Source organism: Nicoliella sp. ESL1106 (assembly GCF_058509965.1).
This window is the reverse complement of record NZ_CP196340.1, coordinates 824,274-838,541: the sequence shown is the minus strand read 5'-3', so window position 1 is coordinate 838,541 and position 14,268 is coordinate 824,274. Positions and strand designations below refer to the sequence as shown.

The window sequence follows — 14,268 nt, the reverse complement described above, 5'->3', positions numbered from 1 at the left end:
TAGCCACCTATCCCTTTATTAATTTTGGTTCTGTAAAAAGTTCAACATCATCTTAGCAGATCGTTTACCAGCTTCAACCACAAATTCATTAAAACTCATATCAGCATTTTCATCACCAACATCGGACATTGCTCTAATCACAACATATGGAATGTGGAATTGATTGGCAACTTGACCAACTGCGGCCCCTTCCATTTCACTGGAAAGCGCATCTGGAAAGTGACTTAAAATATTATCAATTTGCTTTTGGCTAGCAATAAACTGATCGCCAGAAACAATTAAACCGGTTTTGGCTTCTAGCCCAACTGATTCAGCTGCAGCCATTACCTTGTCAACAAACGATTGATCAGCTTTGAAACGCGCTGGTTGGTCTGGGACTTGACCATAATCATAGCCGGCAGCTGTTGCATCAGCATCGTGATAAGCAGTTTCAGTTGAAACTACAACGTCACCCACCGATAATCCCTTACCAATTCCAGCAGCAGAACCAGTGTTAATAATAATGTCAACATCAAATTCAGTCACTAATAATACAGATGTAATTCCAGCTTCGACTTTACCAATTCCTGATTTTACTAATACTACCGATTCACCGTTGATTGTCCCAGCAAAAAAGTCAATTCCCTTGATGTTCTTTTTCGTTTCATTTTCCAAATTATCATGAAGACTCTTAATTTCTTCATCCATTGCACATAAAATTCCGTATTTCATCAAAAACACTCCTTAATTTACAAAAAATAGCACTAATAATACGGCGATTATCCCTAACGCAAATAATAAAATGAACGTATCTAAACGATGAGCTAACTTTTTAGAACGTTGCTCAGCGATATTGCGCTTCATTTCTTTATCTTCCCAAATTTGATTTTCACGTTTCTTTTGACGACTAAACGTTTGATCATCAAATTCATCATCAGTAGTTACACCAATTTCAGTATCATTATTCTCACGATTACGGAGTTTGCGATACTGTTCTCTGGTTAGATATTTTGAATCATCATCAGAATCAAAATGGTTATTCTCGCTAATTAAAACCACCTACTTACTTAGTAATTCCCAATAGAGGATTGCCATTGAAGTCTTAGCATCCTTTATTTTACCACTATTCAATAGTGCCTTTGCCTCTGCTAGTGAGTACTCTTTAATTCCCAAGTATTCACCCTTATCCCGTGGCAACTCGTCTTTAACTGGTTGTAAATCCGTTGCTAAATAGAGGTCCATATATTCATCCGAAAAACCGACCGAGGTATAAAAACCAGTCAAATGTTTTAGAGTCTTAGCATGATAACGAACCTCTTCATTCAACTCCCTTATCATCGCTTCCTCAGAAGAACCAGTATCTCTAGAATCGACCTTACCTGCGGGAATTTCCAATGTTACTTCCTGGACTGGTGCCCGCCATTGAGTTTCCATCAACATTTTATTATCCGCTGTGATTACAAGAGCAGCTACCGCTTTAGAATGATAAACAATATCACGACTAGCCTCTTGACCATTAGGTAATAAAACCGTTTGTTTTTCAACGTCGATAATCGAACCATGATACTTAGGCTCTTTTTTGATTACCTTTTCCTCTAAATTCATTAATATCACCTATTTTCATTAACTATTATAATTTTAGCGATAATTAATTCACTTTGCAATTTAATTAGTTTCAATTGGTTGCACCTTCGCTGCTTGAGGACCTTTTTGACCGTTCACAACTACGTATTGCACCTGTTCACCAGGCGTAAGCGTCTTAAAGCCATCCCCCACAATTGCGGAAAAATGAACAAATAACTTATTTTTATCGGCTTCTCTAATGTACCCAAACCCCTTATTTTTATCGTATTCTAAAACAGTTCCAAGTAACATTTCATCATTTCCTTTCTAATTAAAAAAGCTGGGAAAACTCCCAGCTTTTTGATTATTCAGTGAAACCTTCAGTAGCAGTTTCAGGGAATTCTTGTTTAACAATTGCGGCACAACGTTGACAGAATTCAGGATAGTCAGGATCAGCCCCAACATCTTGAGTAACTAAACGACAACGTTCACAAACCTTACCTTCAGCCTTTTCAACGGTAATCGCAACATCATCACCGTACTTATCAGCATCAGCAGGAGCTTCTTGGTAATCCTTAACATCAAGTTGAGAAACCAATAGCACTTGTTTAACATTGGTATTTAAGTCTTGTAATAATTGTTGATCTTTTTCACTAAGGTAAAGGGTTAACTTAGCTTCTGAAGCCTTCCCAATTAGTTTTTGATCACGAACTTCTTCAAGCGACTTCAAAACGTTCTCACGAACATTCATGAATTGATTCCAATTAGTAAGTAATGCATCTTCGTTCGCAAATTTTTCTGGAACTGGCATTTCTGATAATTGTGCAAATTCTTCTGGTTCCTTCAAGAATTGCCAAACTTCTTCAGTTGTGTGTGGCATTACAGGGGTTAATAACTTCGTTAATGCAACTACTGCATTGTACACAACGGTTTGCATTGAGCGTCTAGAAGCACTGTCCTTAGCATCAATATATAAAATATCCTTGGCAATATCCAAGTAGAAAGCTGATAGATCAGCATTCACGAACTTCAATACGGTCTTGTAAATGCTCAAGAAATCATAGCTGTCATAGTAACCCTTCACTTCAGCAATAAAGTGGTTCAATTTTACTGACATAAATTGATCTAAAGCACTCATTTTTTCAAATGGCACCGCATTCGTCTTTGGATCATAGTCACTAGTATTAGCAAGCATGTATCTAATCGTATTTCTGATCTTCTTGTAACTGTCAGACACCTTAACAAAGTTTGCCATTGAAACCCGTACATCAGCAGAAGTATCAACTGAAGTAACCCAGGTTCTAACGATATCTGCCCCCATCTTCTCAATCACTTCTGAAGGTGCAATCGTGTTTCCAAGGGACTTACTCATCTTGTGACCTTCACCATCAAGTGTAAATCCTTGTGAGACCAATTGTTTGTATGGCGCATGCCCAGAAACAGCAACACTAGTGATTAAACTAGAGTTGAACCAACCACGGTATTGGTCAGACCCTTCCAAGTACATATCAGATGGATAAGTAAGGTATGAACGTTCTGCAAGCACCCCTTGGTGAGAGGAACCAGAATCGAACCAAACATCCATGATGTCATTTTCCTTGGTAAACTTACCATTTGGTGAGTGTTCATTAGTGTAGCCTTCAGGTAATAGATCCTTAGCTTCACGTTCAAACCAAACATCTGAACCGTACTTGCCAAATAGATCGGCAACATGGTCAACAGTTTCTTTTTCAATGATTGGGGTCCCATCTTCACCATAGAAAATTGGAAGTGGCACTCCCCAAACCCGTTGTCTGGAAATTACCCAATCACCACGGTTAGCAATCATATTGTGAAGCCGCTTTTGACCCCAGTCAGGCTTAAATTTAACTTCATCAATCGCTGCTAAAATCTTGTCCTTAATTTTATCAACGGAAGCAAACCATTGGGTCGTTGCTCGATAAATGATTGGTTTTTTAGTCCGCCAATCAAATGGGTAACTATGTTCAATTGGCATGTACTTAAGCATTAAGTTTAATTCTTTTAACTTATCTAATGAAATTTGGTTCGCATCTTCGTAGAAGACTCCTTCGAAGTCCTTACCAGCTTCCTTAGTTAAGTATCCTTTGGAATCAACATCAACGAAAACGTCTAAGCCATACTTCTTACCAACTTGGTAGTCATCGTCCCCAAATCCAGGAGCGGTATGCACTAACCCAGTCCCTGCATCTAAAGTAACGAAATCACCCAACATCGTTAATAAATGACGACTAGGATCAAATGGATGTTCTGCTTCAACATATTCCAAATCCTTACCCTTAAGGGTTTTCACTACTTCATAATTGTCCCAGCCGAACAATTCAGCATCCTTGCTTAATAGGTCAGTAGCAACAACAAACTTCCGATCGTCACCCTCTGGTTTAACAACTGAGTAATCAAAATCAGCTGAAACCGTGATTCCCATTGAAGCTGGAATGGTCCAAGGAGTAGTGGTCCAAACAGCTAAATAAGTATTATCATCTAAGACACCCTTACCATCAACCACTTTTTCACCATAAAATGCGGATGGGGAAGTAACGTCATGATATTCAACTTCGGCTTCTGCCAATGCTGATTCAGATGACCATGACCAAATAACGGGCTTCAAACCGCGGTAAATCAAACCACTTTCTGCCATCTTACCAAAAACTCTAATTTCAGCAGCTTCAAATTCTGGCGCTAAAGTTAGGTATGGGTTATCCCATTCTCCACCAACCCCAAGACGCTTAAATTCAGCTTTTTGACGGTCAACTTGCTTTAAGGCATAGTCATGACACAATTTTCTGAAATCATTGGTACTCATTTTTTTACGATCATAACCAGCTTGAGTAAGCTTTTGTTCAATTGGAAGACCGTGAGTATCCCAACCAGGAACGTATGGTGATCTAAAGCCATTCATGGATTTGTAACGAACGATAAAGTCCTTTGAAATCTTGTTCATTGCGTGTCCCATGTGAATATCACCATTAGCATATGGAGGTCCATCATGAAGTACAAAAGAAGGCTTGCCTTCATTTAACTTTTGGCGTTGTTCATAAACTTTATTTTCTGCCCATACATTTTGGCGTTCAACTTCTTTTACTGGTAAGTTACCGCGCATTTTAAATTTGGTCTTACCTAAATTCAATGTATCCTTTACTCGCATTCCAATCCACTCCTTTTGAATTTATATACAAAAAAAGACCTCATCCAAGGGACGAAATCTTCCGTGGTACCACCCAATTTTAGAATATATAAATTCTCTTATTTGATAATTGAATTGACTATGTATAATAGCCAGGGTTGATGGAAAATAATAAAATGATCCTGTCGAACTCTCACCATTCTCCGACTCGCTTAAGGAACTTTACACTTTCGCTACCCCATTCAATAATTATTATTAAATTTATCTTGAAGATCCATCTGGATAGTAGACAACGGTTGGATCACCAAACTGATTTGGTCCACTAACCATATTTGAATCTTGATTTGATTCTACACTCTTAGATTGTGAGTTGTCAAGATTATGCAATAAATCATTAATAGATTTATCTTGACCAGTATTTAAAACGTCATCCCAATTACTGCTTTGGATAAAGTCTAGCTGACCCTGTAGTAAATGTAAGATTTTTTCTCTAAATGATTTAGTAGATTGCTTTAATGTACTAATTTCCGAATTTAAAGAATTTGCCTGTTGGGTAGCTTCATAAATGATTTGATTAGCACGTTGATTAGCGTCGTTAATAATATTATTAGCTTGTTGATTAGCATTATTAACGACCACCTGTGCTTCACCATTGGCACTATTTTTAACTTGATCAGCGGCTTGTTGAGCAACTAAAATTGATTGATTAAGCGAATTTTGCAAATCATTAAAGTGTTTTAGCTTGGCTTGAGTATCATTTAAAGCAGCCCTTAAATCATCATTTTGCTTAATTGTAATTTGATAGTCCTTGATAATTTGATCCAAAAAGTCATTAACCTGATCAATATTATACCCGCGCATTTTAACTGAAAATTCTTTGTTATGAATATCCTGTGGACTTAATACCATGTTCATTCCCCCAGATCATTTTTTTAGTATCGATAAACTAATCCGCAACTTATTACGGCGACTAACACCCGTTATTTGCGTAACTTTAAGCCGTCCATATCCACGAACTGATAAAACATCATTAATTTCAAGTTCATAATCAGGGCGATTAAATTCACCCCAATTTAAATGTATTTTACCATGTGTAACCAACTCTTTGGCAATGTTTCTCGAAATATTAAATCCTTTTGAAATAATATTATCAATTCTAAGTGATGATGCCGTTGTATTGATTGTTTTCCATTCATTTAATGGTTCAATCATTTTATTAATGGGTAACGGCTTCAAATGGACTTTAATCTTACCAATTCGATCAATTTGATTTCTTAGGTACGTTTCCATCTCAACCTCAGTTACGAACTGCCAGCGAGTCCCATCAAATAGAATATCACCAATCACGTTTCTTTCAATTCCGGAACCAATTAAAGTGCCTAAAATTTGACTATGGTGTAAATTAGCAAATTTAACTGGATAATTAATTTCAAAAAGACACAGTCTAAAATCATCAGTTGTTGGTTCAAAATAACTAGGATAAACTAAAGCCCGTTTCATTTCAGAATTATGTAATCCCCCGAAACAAGAAAGACTAACATCTTCATGACTATTAACAATTATCGTTAATAAATAAACTTGTCTGGGGTTCAAAAAACTAGTTAAAATTGGACGATATTCATTAATTGACTGGTTAACCAAGTCATCCATTAACTCCAAAAAAGGAATTTCATCTTTTCTAAAATGTTGTTCTATATTTGCATTCATAATAAACTTAATACCAGGAATTCAATTCTTCCTAAAACACTCTGCAGTAATTGGAGCAAGATTAAAGCAATTAATGGCGATATATCCACCATTCCAATTCTTGCAAAACTAAATAACCGTAAAAATGGATTTACAAATCGACCAATAAATTGACCAAACGTTGAAAACGAAGCGTTTGGTAACCATGTTAATAAACAGCTAACTGCAATCATTAACATGTAAATAGATATCAATCCATTTAAAATAAAAAAGAACAGGTCAATAGTGGTAACTAGCATATTTTGTTAGTCCAGCTCCTTATCTAAAGCGATCACCTAAACCCTTCTTCTCATCTCCATCAATTTCAAATTTGTGAGGAGTGAAAAGAAAAACCCGACTGCCAATTCGTTCAACATTGCCATCTAGAGTAAAAACCGTCCCGCTTAAAAAATCAATGATCCGTGTCACAGAATTACTATCTGTATGCGAAAAGTTAACAATTGCGGCATTATTATCAATTAAACTACCGGCAATTTTTTTAGCATCTGAATAAATGCGTGGTTCAAAAATTGAAATTTTACTATTTGGGGTTTGCTTTTGTTGAATTGAAACAATTTTCTTATCATTTTGCGAAAAGGAAGGATTTGGTTTTGGCTTCTCATGGTGAATTTGAGGTGTTGATTGATTAATATTATCCTTTTTAGGCCGTTGCAATTCATCCTCATCATCATCGTCAAGGCCAAAAAATTTACTAAATTTAAATTTATCAGACAAAAGAGCCACTCCCCTCAAGTAATGAATTATTTATTACGACGACGAAACTTGAAGAATGGTGGTAAATCATCATCTGAATCATCATTATTGTTGTTCGAATTTGTGTCAATATTATTAGCGTCAAATGGGTCAAAACTAGAATGTTCTTTTTCTGAATTCCGTTGATCATTACCATTTGATGGTTGATTATTAATATCCCAATTATCAACAGGATCGACCTGAGATTGGTGGCGAGGTTTAGTCACATTATTATTGTTTAGGTCACTACTTCTAGGGGTCGTAGCATTTCCAGCGTTAATATTTCTAGTCGTTTGTGGATGGTCACTATTTCCCTTGTCGATTCCAGTTGCAATAACCGTAACTCGAACTTCATCTCCTAAATCCTTATCAATTGAAGTCCCAAAGATAATGTTAACATCACTACTAGTTGATTGAGCAACGATCGAAGAAGCATCTTGAGCTTCGAATAATGATAAGTCAGGCCCACCAGTAATATTCAAAAGCACTTGTTGTGCACCATCGATTGAAGCTTCTAATAATGGTGAAGAGATGGCTTTCTTAGTTGCTTCAGCAGTTCTATTTTCACCAGTAGCAGAGCCAACTCCCATTAAAGCTGAACCTTGATTTTGCATTACTGTCTTAACGTCAGCAAAATCCAAATTAACGTAACCAGGGTTTGTAATTAAGTCTGAAATTCCTTGGACCCCTTGCCGTAAAACATTATCAGCTTCTTTAAAAGCTTCCATCATTGGGGTCTTTTTATCAACCATTTCTAACAAGCGATTATTAGCAATCACGATTAAGGTATCGACATTTTCCTTTAAGGCTGAAACACCCTCGGCAGCATAGCGAGAACGCTTAGGTCCTTCAAAACTAAATGGACGGGTAACAACCCCAACGGTCAAGGCGCCTTGATCCTTAGCAATTTTGGCTGCAATTGGCGCAGCTCCATTACCAGTACCACCACCCATTCCAGCAGTAACAAAAACCATGTCGGCACCCTCAAGGGCTTCTCCAATTGCTTCTTCGCTTTCTTCAGCTGCCTTACTTCCCACTTCAGGGTTAGAACCGGCTCCTAGCCCACGTGTTAACTTAGGCCCTAATTGAATTTTGGTTTCAGCTTGAGAGGTATCTAATGCTTGAACATCAGTATTTGCAACGATGAATTCAACACCCTTTACATCATCCGCAATCATTCGATTAACAGCATTACTACCTCCGCCACCAATCCCAATTACTTTTATTTTGGCACCCTTATTTTCAGATGCATCTAGTGAAAATTCCATTGTAAATTCCTCCGTTTAATTAGTCGTCAAGTAAGTTGCGAAAAAAATTAGTAATTGATTTACCAATCTTCTTTTTATTTTTAGAACGTGATTTGGGCTCATCATAAGATTCGTTTTCATCAAACTGCCCATCTTCTAATTCATTATCGTGATCATTAGAATCAACATTATTATCAATGTTATTCGCTTTAAATGTTGCACCGCTTTTTAGGACAGAACGAACTAGCACTTCAATTTCACTCATATTAGCTCGATATGAAACCAAAGCTAATGACAATGCATATGAAGGATGTCTTAATCCCATTTGATTTGGAACGAATACCTTAACATTATTATTAAAGGTATCTGCTGCCAAAGTATCAATCCCTGGAAGTGCTGAAACACCACCAGTAAGTACAATCCCACCTGGTAATCCCAAAGCTGAAACGCTACTTAAACCTTGCTTGAGACGGTCAAATATTTGTTCAAGGCGTGCCTGGATGATTTCAGAAAGAATTTTTTCTGATATTTGAGAAGACTGACTCTGGCCAACAACATCAACTGGAAACTTACTTTCGTCGGAAGCATCCATTGAATCAGCATAACCGTAGTCTCGTTTTAACTTTTCAGCGCTCTCCATTGAAGTGTTTAAAACTACTGAAATGTCCTTAGTAATAAACTCGCCACCCTCTTTATCGACGGTAGTGTACTTTAATTGGCGATCATGAATTACTGAAGCAGTAGATTGACCACCACCTAAATCAACTAAAATCGTCCCAAAATCCTGTTCACCATCGTCAAGTAGGTATTTTCCCAATGCTAGTGGACTTACAATCGTAGATTCAATGTTTAAGCCTGCTTTTTGAACTGCTCGTTCAACGTTATGAATAATGGTCTTAGGTCCCGTAATAATATGACCACGCATCTCTAAGCGGACCCCAACCATTCCACGTGGATCTTTAATTCCATCAAACCCGTCAACGATAAACTGATCAGGAATTGCATCAATAACCTGTCTCTCTGGTGGTAAGTTCTTTACCATTGCAGAAATCGTAACTTGTTGTACATCCGTATCTTTAATTTCTCTTGATTGATCAGAAATTGCAACCATTCCGCTACAAGGTTCAATCTTAATCAAATTAGCGGGAATTCCAACTACAACATCTTGAATTTGGATGCTAGCCTTTTCTTCAGCTTGATTTACCGCGTTTTTAATTGATTGAGCTGCTTTATCGATGTCAACGATGATTCCCCTATCAACACCCTCAGAATTAGAATTTCCAACTCCTAAGACATTCATTTGTCCCTTAACTTCTTCAGCAACAATAACCTTGATTGAGGTCGTTCCAATATCCAGTCCAACATATAATCCTGAATTATCCATATTAGCCGGGAAACCTCCAATGTATTAGATTATTTTTAATAATTGATATTAAAATTGACTCCATTTTATTTATATTTATAGTAATAATAAATCGTTTAAAATCATGATAATTTTAACACAAACAGCTTAATTACAAAAGATTAACTAATAAGAATTAACATTATTTTTTACTTTTGATTGGATATGAATAAGCCCCCACTTCTAAGTTAACCACGGATGGTTTTTTTATTTTAGAAACAATTGAAGGATAATAATTCATTTTCGAACCAAAAGTATCACTTTTTGCATATACAATGTTTTTATCGTGCATAGTCAATTTAATCCTTTCTGGATTATAACTAGTCGGATCCTTTTGAATTTTAATAATGTTACTCTTAATTGATTTGGATAATTTACTATACTGAATTGTAATTGATTTTAAATTATTATTTGGTTTGAAATTAACGAAAATTGGCAAATTAGTTGATGGTGAAAGTAAATACCGATTTATTATTTCGCCATTATCAACGACAATATAATATTTACCCTTGCTGTACAAATAACCAGCTGTACCATATTCCACTATCTTAAACCGAACATGATTAAAGTTCGTAATTTTAAAGTCAGCGGTCTTAACCTGTGGATTTCGCTTTAAAAAATCATTAATAATTTGTTGATGATGATTAAAAGCATAAATTACTGAATCGCCATTTTTTATTGGCATTGAGGTAACGATATCACTAGAATTTAGTTTCTTTTCCCCTTCAACTGAACGTCCAGCAATCCTACTTAATGGTGAAACTAAGTATATAAGAAAAAGTAACAATAACAATAAGATGCTCATAGCAAGACTAAACTTAAATAACACTAAATTAAATTTAAAGTTAAGTGGATTATTGCTAAAATAACTTTTCTTTATCTTTTGACTCTTTTGATAACGCTTCTGATATTGTTCCCAAGGAGTCTGTTTAACAGAATCATTTTGATCAAATTTTATTTTTTTAACCATCTAACAAACTCCTCTCTAAATTAAGCATCAATAACAGTACACATTACCTTATATAATTTAGTGGCCGCATCAGGAACCCCAATTTCTTTGGATTTCTGGGCCATTTCCAATCTTTTTTTATCATCATGCATTAATTTATCAATATTTTGTACCAACGTCTGAGCATTTAAATCATCCTCTGTAATCATTAAAGCAGCACCGTTATCAACTAAACTCTTTGCATTTTTGGTTTGATGATCAGCGGTAACGTAAGGACTAGGAATTAAAATTGCAGGAATCCCAATTGCAGTAATTTCAGCAAGACTAGTTGCTCCAGCTCGACCAACGATCAAATCCACCTTGGGTAGCATTTCTGGCATGTTAGAAATATAAGGTTTAATAACGATGTTGGCTCCTAATTTATATTTACCTAGTTCTTCTGAAACCGTCTCATATCGATTCTGGCCAGTAACAAACAGTACTTGATAACTTCTTTGACTAAATGCCTGCATTGCACCAATTGTTGATTCATTGATTTTCAAAGCTCCTTGGCTCCCACCAAAAATTAAAACAGTTGGTACATTATCCTTTAATCCATATTCAGACCAATTAAAATGACTTACCACACTAGCAGCTTGTTGGGCTCTGGGATTACCAACAAAAACGACCTTGTCCTTAGGAAATTCCTTTGCTGCAGCATGAAAGGCAATTCCAATTTTGTCTACATACCTGGCCAAAAAACGATTCGTTAGCCCAACAATGCTATTTTGTTCGTGAATCATAGTTTTAATGTGCATCTTATGAGCAGCATAGACTACGGCACCAGAAACATATCCACCAGTCCCAATGACCATGTCAGGTTTGAATTGCTTAATAATTTTTTTCGAATCATGGACACTTTTCAAGAATAAACCAACTGTTTTAAAGTTTTCAAGTGACAATGACCTTTTAAAGCCTTGAATCTTAAGTTCCTTAAATGGAATCCCTTTTTGTGGGACAATATTTTTTTCAAGTCCACGCGTAGAACCGATATAAAGAATTTCAGAATCAGGGGCTTGTTTTTTTACTTCTTCAATTAACGCTAGTGCTGGATAAATATGACCACCAGTTCCACCACCAGATACAATCAAGCGCATTATTTTTCCTCCTGTTTTCCAGTTAGTTTCTCAACATCCCTTATAAATTCATCTCCACGAACCTCAAACGTCTTAAATTGATCCCAACTAGCATTAGCTGGCGAAAGCAGGACAATATCACCGGGGTTACTCATTTCATAAGCGGCTGGCACTGCATCATCTAAAGTATCAACCAATTTAATTTGTGGAACTTGAGCCTGTTTAGCAGCATCAGCTAATAAATGTTTAGTTTCACCAAATAACACAATGCCCTTAACGTGTTTCGATAAATCAGGAATTAACTTATCAAATGTATAGCCCCGATCTAACCCACCAGCTAGTAGCACGATTGGATCATTAAAACCTCTTAAAGCCATTTGGGTAGCCTCAATATCAGTTGCCTTTGAGTCATTATAAAACTTTCTGCCATCTGCGGTTAAAACATATTGAACCCGATGTCGAACGCCTCCAAATGTAGTTAAAACATGCTTAATTGCTTGATTTGATTTTCCCATAATTTTAGCCACTGCAATTGCTGCTAGTGCATTTTCAACGTTTTGTTCACCTGGAATCCTGATTTCATCAGCATCCATAATATAATCATGCTTAAAATATAGCCGCCCATCTTCTGCGTATGCACCATCCTTAGATTTTGCTAGTCTAGAGAACGGCACAATTTGAGCATGACTTTGTTGACTTAACGTTTGTAATTCTTCTGAATCAAAATTAACCACAAAAAAATCATCAGCATTTTGATTCATTGTAATGCGCATCTTAGCTTTAACGTAATTTTCACGTGTTTTATGGTAATCTAAGTGATTAGCAAAAATATTAGTTAGAACGGCAATGTGAGGATGTAATTTAGTAATACCGAGCAACATAAAACTAGAAATTTCCATAACTACCGTATCAGTCGGCGTTGTTTGTTCAGCAACTTTAGAAGCAGAAATTCCGATGTTTCCGACAGAATATGCCTTACCAGCGTTACGTTCCTGATTTAACATTTTAGTAATCATGGTAGTAGTGGTTGTTTTACCATTACTACCGGTCACACAAATCAATTCACCCTCATTGATTTCACTTGCTAGTTCAACTTCAGTGATAATTGGTATTTTTAGTGCCATTGCTCTTCTTACTACTACATTATCATAATTAATTCCTGGATTCTTAACCATTAAATCAAAGTGTGCATCCAATAAGTCATCAGGATGACCACCAACTATTAAGCTCACTGCTTGATTTAATTGATCTAAACTGGTTAGTTTGGATTCTGGTTGTGAATCATTCAAGGTAACTTTAGCACCTAGTCGAATTAATAAATTCGCAGCATTGATACCACTTTTTCCAGCACCTAATACTAAAACATTTTTATTTTGATAATCACTAATTGATTTCATTTCACTGCCTCCAAGTTAATCAAAAATAATTAAATAATGAATAGGACTCCAGTAATTGCTGCGAATAAACCCACAAGCCAAAATACAATATCAACTTTCCATTCAGACCAACCACTCATTTCAAAATGATGATGAATTGGTGACATTTTAAAGATTCTTTTCCCAGTTAGTTTAAAAGATGCTACCTGCATGATAACGCTTAGGGTCTCAATTACAAATATAATTCCAATCCAAATTAATGATAATTCATGATGAACCAGTATTGAAACGGCAGCTAATGCACCGCCCAATGCTAATGAACCCATATCCCCCATAAAAATTTTAGCTGGTTTATGATTAAAAATAATAAATGCAATCATTGCACCAACGACTGCTGAACAAAAAATCACAACCTCAAATTGATGCTGAAAATAAGCAATAAATCCATAAGCAGCAAACGCAATAATAGATAAGCCCGAAACTAAACCGTCTAATCCGTCAGTTAAATTAACAGCGTTAGAGAACCCAGTTAACCAAATAATTATAAAAATTGCATATAACCATCCCAAATGAATATCACCAATTCCTGGGATTCTCAATGCTAATGGAAAATAGGCACTAAACACCCATGTAAATACAATTCCACCTATAATTTGGCCTAAAAACTTTTGCCATGCTTTAAGCCCCTCGTTTTGGCGCTTAAACAATTTTATACTATCATCCCACATCCCCAACAATCCATATAGAACTAATATGAATAGTAAGATCAGTAAAGTCGGCTTCATTTGGCCAACCAAAATTGAATAGCAGACACTGGTAATGATGATTGCAATAATAAACCATAATCCACCCATTGTTGGAGTCCCAGACTTCTTTTCATGCCATTTGGGGCCTTCTTCTCTAATCATTTGTCCCTCATGCTTAGATCTAAAATAATTAATTAATTTTGGCATTCCAAGCAATGTAATTAAAAAACTAACTAGTATTGGTATAATCCAATCCATAACTTTATCAATC

15 protein-coding genes are annotated in these 14,268 nt (G+C 36.0%); all 15 read right to left on the bottom strand.

Features of this window, described 5'->3' with window-relative positions:
* Positions 1-18: 18 nt before the first annotated feature.
* The 15 genes from ACSVI6_RS03610 to mraY all read right to left on the bottom strand — a co-directional run bounded on the left by ACSVI6_RS03610 (position 19) and on the right by mraY (position 14,255).
* Positions 19-711 (bottom strand): 5'-methylthioadenosine/adenosylhomocysteine nucleosidase, encoded by a 693-nt coding sequence (locus tag ACSVI6_RS03610; protein ID WP_491716112.1) that lies wholly within the window; start codon positions 709-711, stop codon positions 19-21.
* Positions 712-723: 12 nt separating this feature from the next.
* Positions 724-1,038: a hypothetical protein gene (locus ACSVI6_RS03605; protein ID WP_491716111.1), complete on the bottom strand. Its 315-nt coding sequence runs from the start codon at positions 1,036-1,038 to the stop codon at positions 724-726.
* Positions 1,039-1,584: an NUDIX hydrolase gene (locus tag ACSVI6_RS03600; RefSeq protein WP_491720475.1), complete on the bottom strand. Its 546-nt coding sequence runs from the start codon at positions 1,582-1,584 to the stop codon at positions 1,039-1,041.
* A gap of 60 nt (positions 1,585-1,644) precedes the next feature.
* Entirely contained in the window at positions 1,645-1,854 is a 210-nt protein-coding gene (locus ACSVI6_RS03595) for a cold-shock protein (RefSeq protein ID WP_491716109.1), read from the bottom strand.
* A 52-nt stretch (positions 1,855-1,906) separates the two neighbouring features.
* Positions 1,907-4,705, bottom strand: coding sequence for an isoleucine--tRNA ligase (gene ileS, locus ACSVI6_RS03590; RefSeq protein WP_491716108.1), 2,799 nt, complete (start codon positions 4,703-4,705; stop codon positions 1,907-1,909).
* Between the two features lie 240 nt (positions 4,706-4,945).
* The gene (locus ACSVI6_RS03585) at positions 4,946-5,593 is read right to left on the bottom strand and encodes a DivIVA domain-containing protein (RefSeq protein ID WP_491720075.1); all 648 of its coding nucleotides are present in this window, start codon (positions 5,591-5,593) and stop codon (positions 4,946-4,948) included.
* A 15-nt stretch (positions 5,594-5,608) separates the two neighbouring features.
* Positions 5,609-6,391, bottom strand: a complete 783-nt coding sequence (locus ACSVI6_RS03580) for a YlmH family RNA-binding protein (RefSeq protein ID WP_491716106.1) — start codon at positions 6,389-6,391, stop codon at positions 5,609-5,611.
* The gene (locus tag ACSVI6_RS03575) at positions 6,388-6,669 is read right to left on the bottom strand and encodes a YggT family protein (RefSeq protein ID WP_491720474.1); all 282 of its coding nucleotides are present in this window, start codon (positions 6,667-6,669) and stop codon (positions 6,388-6,390) included. The genes ACSVI6_RS03580 and ACSVI6_RS03575 overlap by 4 nt, the downstream gene beginning before the upstream one ends.
* Positions 6,670-6,688: 19 nt before the next feature.
* Entirely contained in the window at positions 6,689-7,144 is a 456-nt protein-coding gene (locus ACSVI6_RS03570) for a cell division protein SepF (RefSeq protein WP_491720473.1), read from the bottom strand.
* Positions 7,145-7,170: 26 nt separating this feature from the next.
* Positions 7,171-8,430 carry a cell division protein FtsZ gene (gene ftsZ / locus ACSVI6_RS03565; protein WP_491716103.1) on the bottom strand — a complete coding sequence of 420 codons (1,260 nt, stop codon included), beginning with the start codon at positions 8,428-8,430 and terminating at the stop codon, positions 7,171-7,173.
* Positions 8,431-8,449: 19 nt separating this feature from the next.
* Positions 8,450-9,793 carry a cell division protein FtsA gene (gene ftsA, locus ACSVI6_RS03560; protein WP_491716102.1) on the bottom strand — a complete coding sequence of 448 codons (1,344 nt, stop codon included), beginning with the start codon at positions 9,791-9,793 and terminating at the stop codon, positions 8,450-8,452.
* A 160-nt stretch (positions 9,794-9,953) separates the two neighbouring features.
* Positions 9,954-10,781 carry a cell division protein FtsQ/DivIB gene (locus ACSVI6_RS03555; RefSeq protein WP_491716101.1) on the bottom strand — a complete coding sequence of 276 codons (828 nt, stop codon included), beginning with the start codon at positions 10,779-10,781 and terminating at the stop codon, positions 9,954-9,956.
* Between the two features lie 20 nt (positions 10,782-10,801).
* The gene (gene murG, locus ACSVI6_RS03550) at positions 10,802-11,896 is read right to left on the bottom strand and encodes an undecaprenyldiphospho-muramoylpentapeptide beta-N-acetylglucosaminyltransferase (protein WP_491716100.1); all 1,095 of its coding nucleotides are present in this window, start codon (positions 11,894-11,896) and stop codon (positions 10,802-10,804) included.
* On the bottom strand, positions 11,896-13,272 hold the full coding sequence (gene murD / locus ACSVI6_RS03545; RefSeq protein ID WP_491720472.1) for a UDP-N-acetylmuramoyl-L-alanine--D-glutamate ligase: 1,377 nt from the start codon (positions 13,270-13,272) through the stop codon (positions 11,896-11,898). The genes murG and murD overlap by 1 nt, the downstream gene beginning before the upstream one ends.
* A gap of 29 nt (positions 13,273-13,301) precedes the next feature.
* Positions 13,302-14,255, bottom strand: coding sequence for a phospho-N-acetylmuramoyl-pentapeptide-transferase (gene mraY, locus ACSVI6_RS03540; protein WP_491720471.1), 954 nt, complete (start codon positions 14,253-14,255; stop codon positions 13,302-13,304).
* Positions 14,256-14,268: the final 13 nt, after the last annotated feature.

Excerpts from the sequence above, each read along its gene's own strand:
- ACSVI6_RS03610 (WP_491716112.1), bottom strand. The coding sequence starts at position 711 with ATGAAATACGGAATTTTATGTGCAATGGATGAAGAAATTAAGAGTCTT.
- ACSVI6_RS03600 (WP_491720475.1), bottom strand. The coding sequence starts at position 1,584 with ATGAATTTAGAGGAAAAGGTAATCAAAAAAGAGCCTAAGTATCATGGT.
- ACSVI6_RS03595 (WP_491716109.1), bottom strand. The coding sequence starts at position 1,854 with ATGTTACTTGGAACTGTTTTAGAATACGATAAAAATAAGGGGTTTGGG.
- ileS (WP_491716108.1), bottom strand. The coding sequence starts at position 4,705 with ATGCGAGTAAAGGATACATTGAATTTAGGTAAGACCAAATTTAAAATG.
- ACSVI6_RS03585 (WP_491720075.1), bottom strand. The coding sequence starts at position 5,593 with ATGGTATTAAGTCCACAGGATATTCATAACAAAGAATTTTCAGTTAAA.
- ACSVI6_RS03580 (WP_491716106.1), bottom strand. The coding sequence starts at position 6,391 with ATGAATGCAAATATAGAACAACATTTTAGAAAAGATGAAATTCCTTTT.
- ACSVI6_RS03575 (WP_491720474.1), bottom strand. The coding sequence starts at position 6,669 with ATGCTAGTTACCACTATTGACCTGTTCTTTTTTATTTTAAATGGATTG.
- ftsZ (WP_491716103.1), bottom strand. The coding sequence starts at position 8,430 with ATGGAATTTTCACTAGATGCATCTGAAAATAAGGGTGCCAAAATAAAA.
- ftsA (WP_491716102.1), bottom strand. The coding sequence starts at position 9,793 with ATGGATAATTCAGGATTATATGTTGGACTGGATATTGGAACGACCTCA.
- ACSVI6_RS03555 (WP_491716101.1), bottom strand. The coding sequence starts at position 10,781 with ATGGTTAAAAAAATAAAATTTGATCAAAATGATTCTGTTAAACAGACT.
- murG (WP_491716100.1), bottom strand. The coding sequence starts at position 11,896 with ATGCGCTTGATTGTATCTGGTGGTGGAACTGGTGGTCATATTTATCCA.
- murD (WP_491720472.1), bottom strand. The coding sequence starts at position 13,272 with ATGAAATCAATTAGTGATTATCAAAATAAAAATGTTTTAGTATTAGGT.
- mraY (WP_491720471.1), bottom strand. The coding sequence starts at position 14,255 with ATGGATTGGATTATACCAATACTAGTTAGTTTTTTAATTACATTGCTT.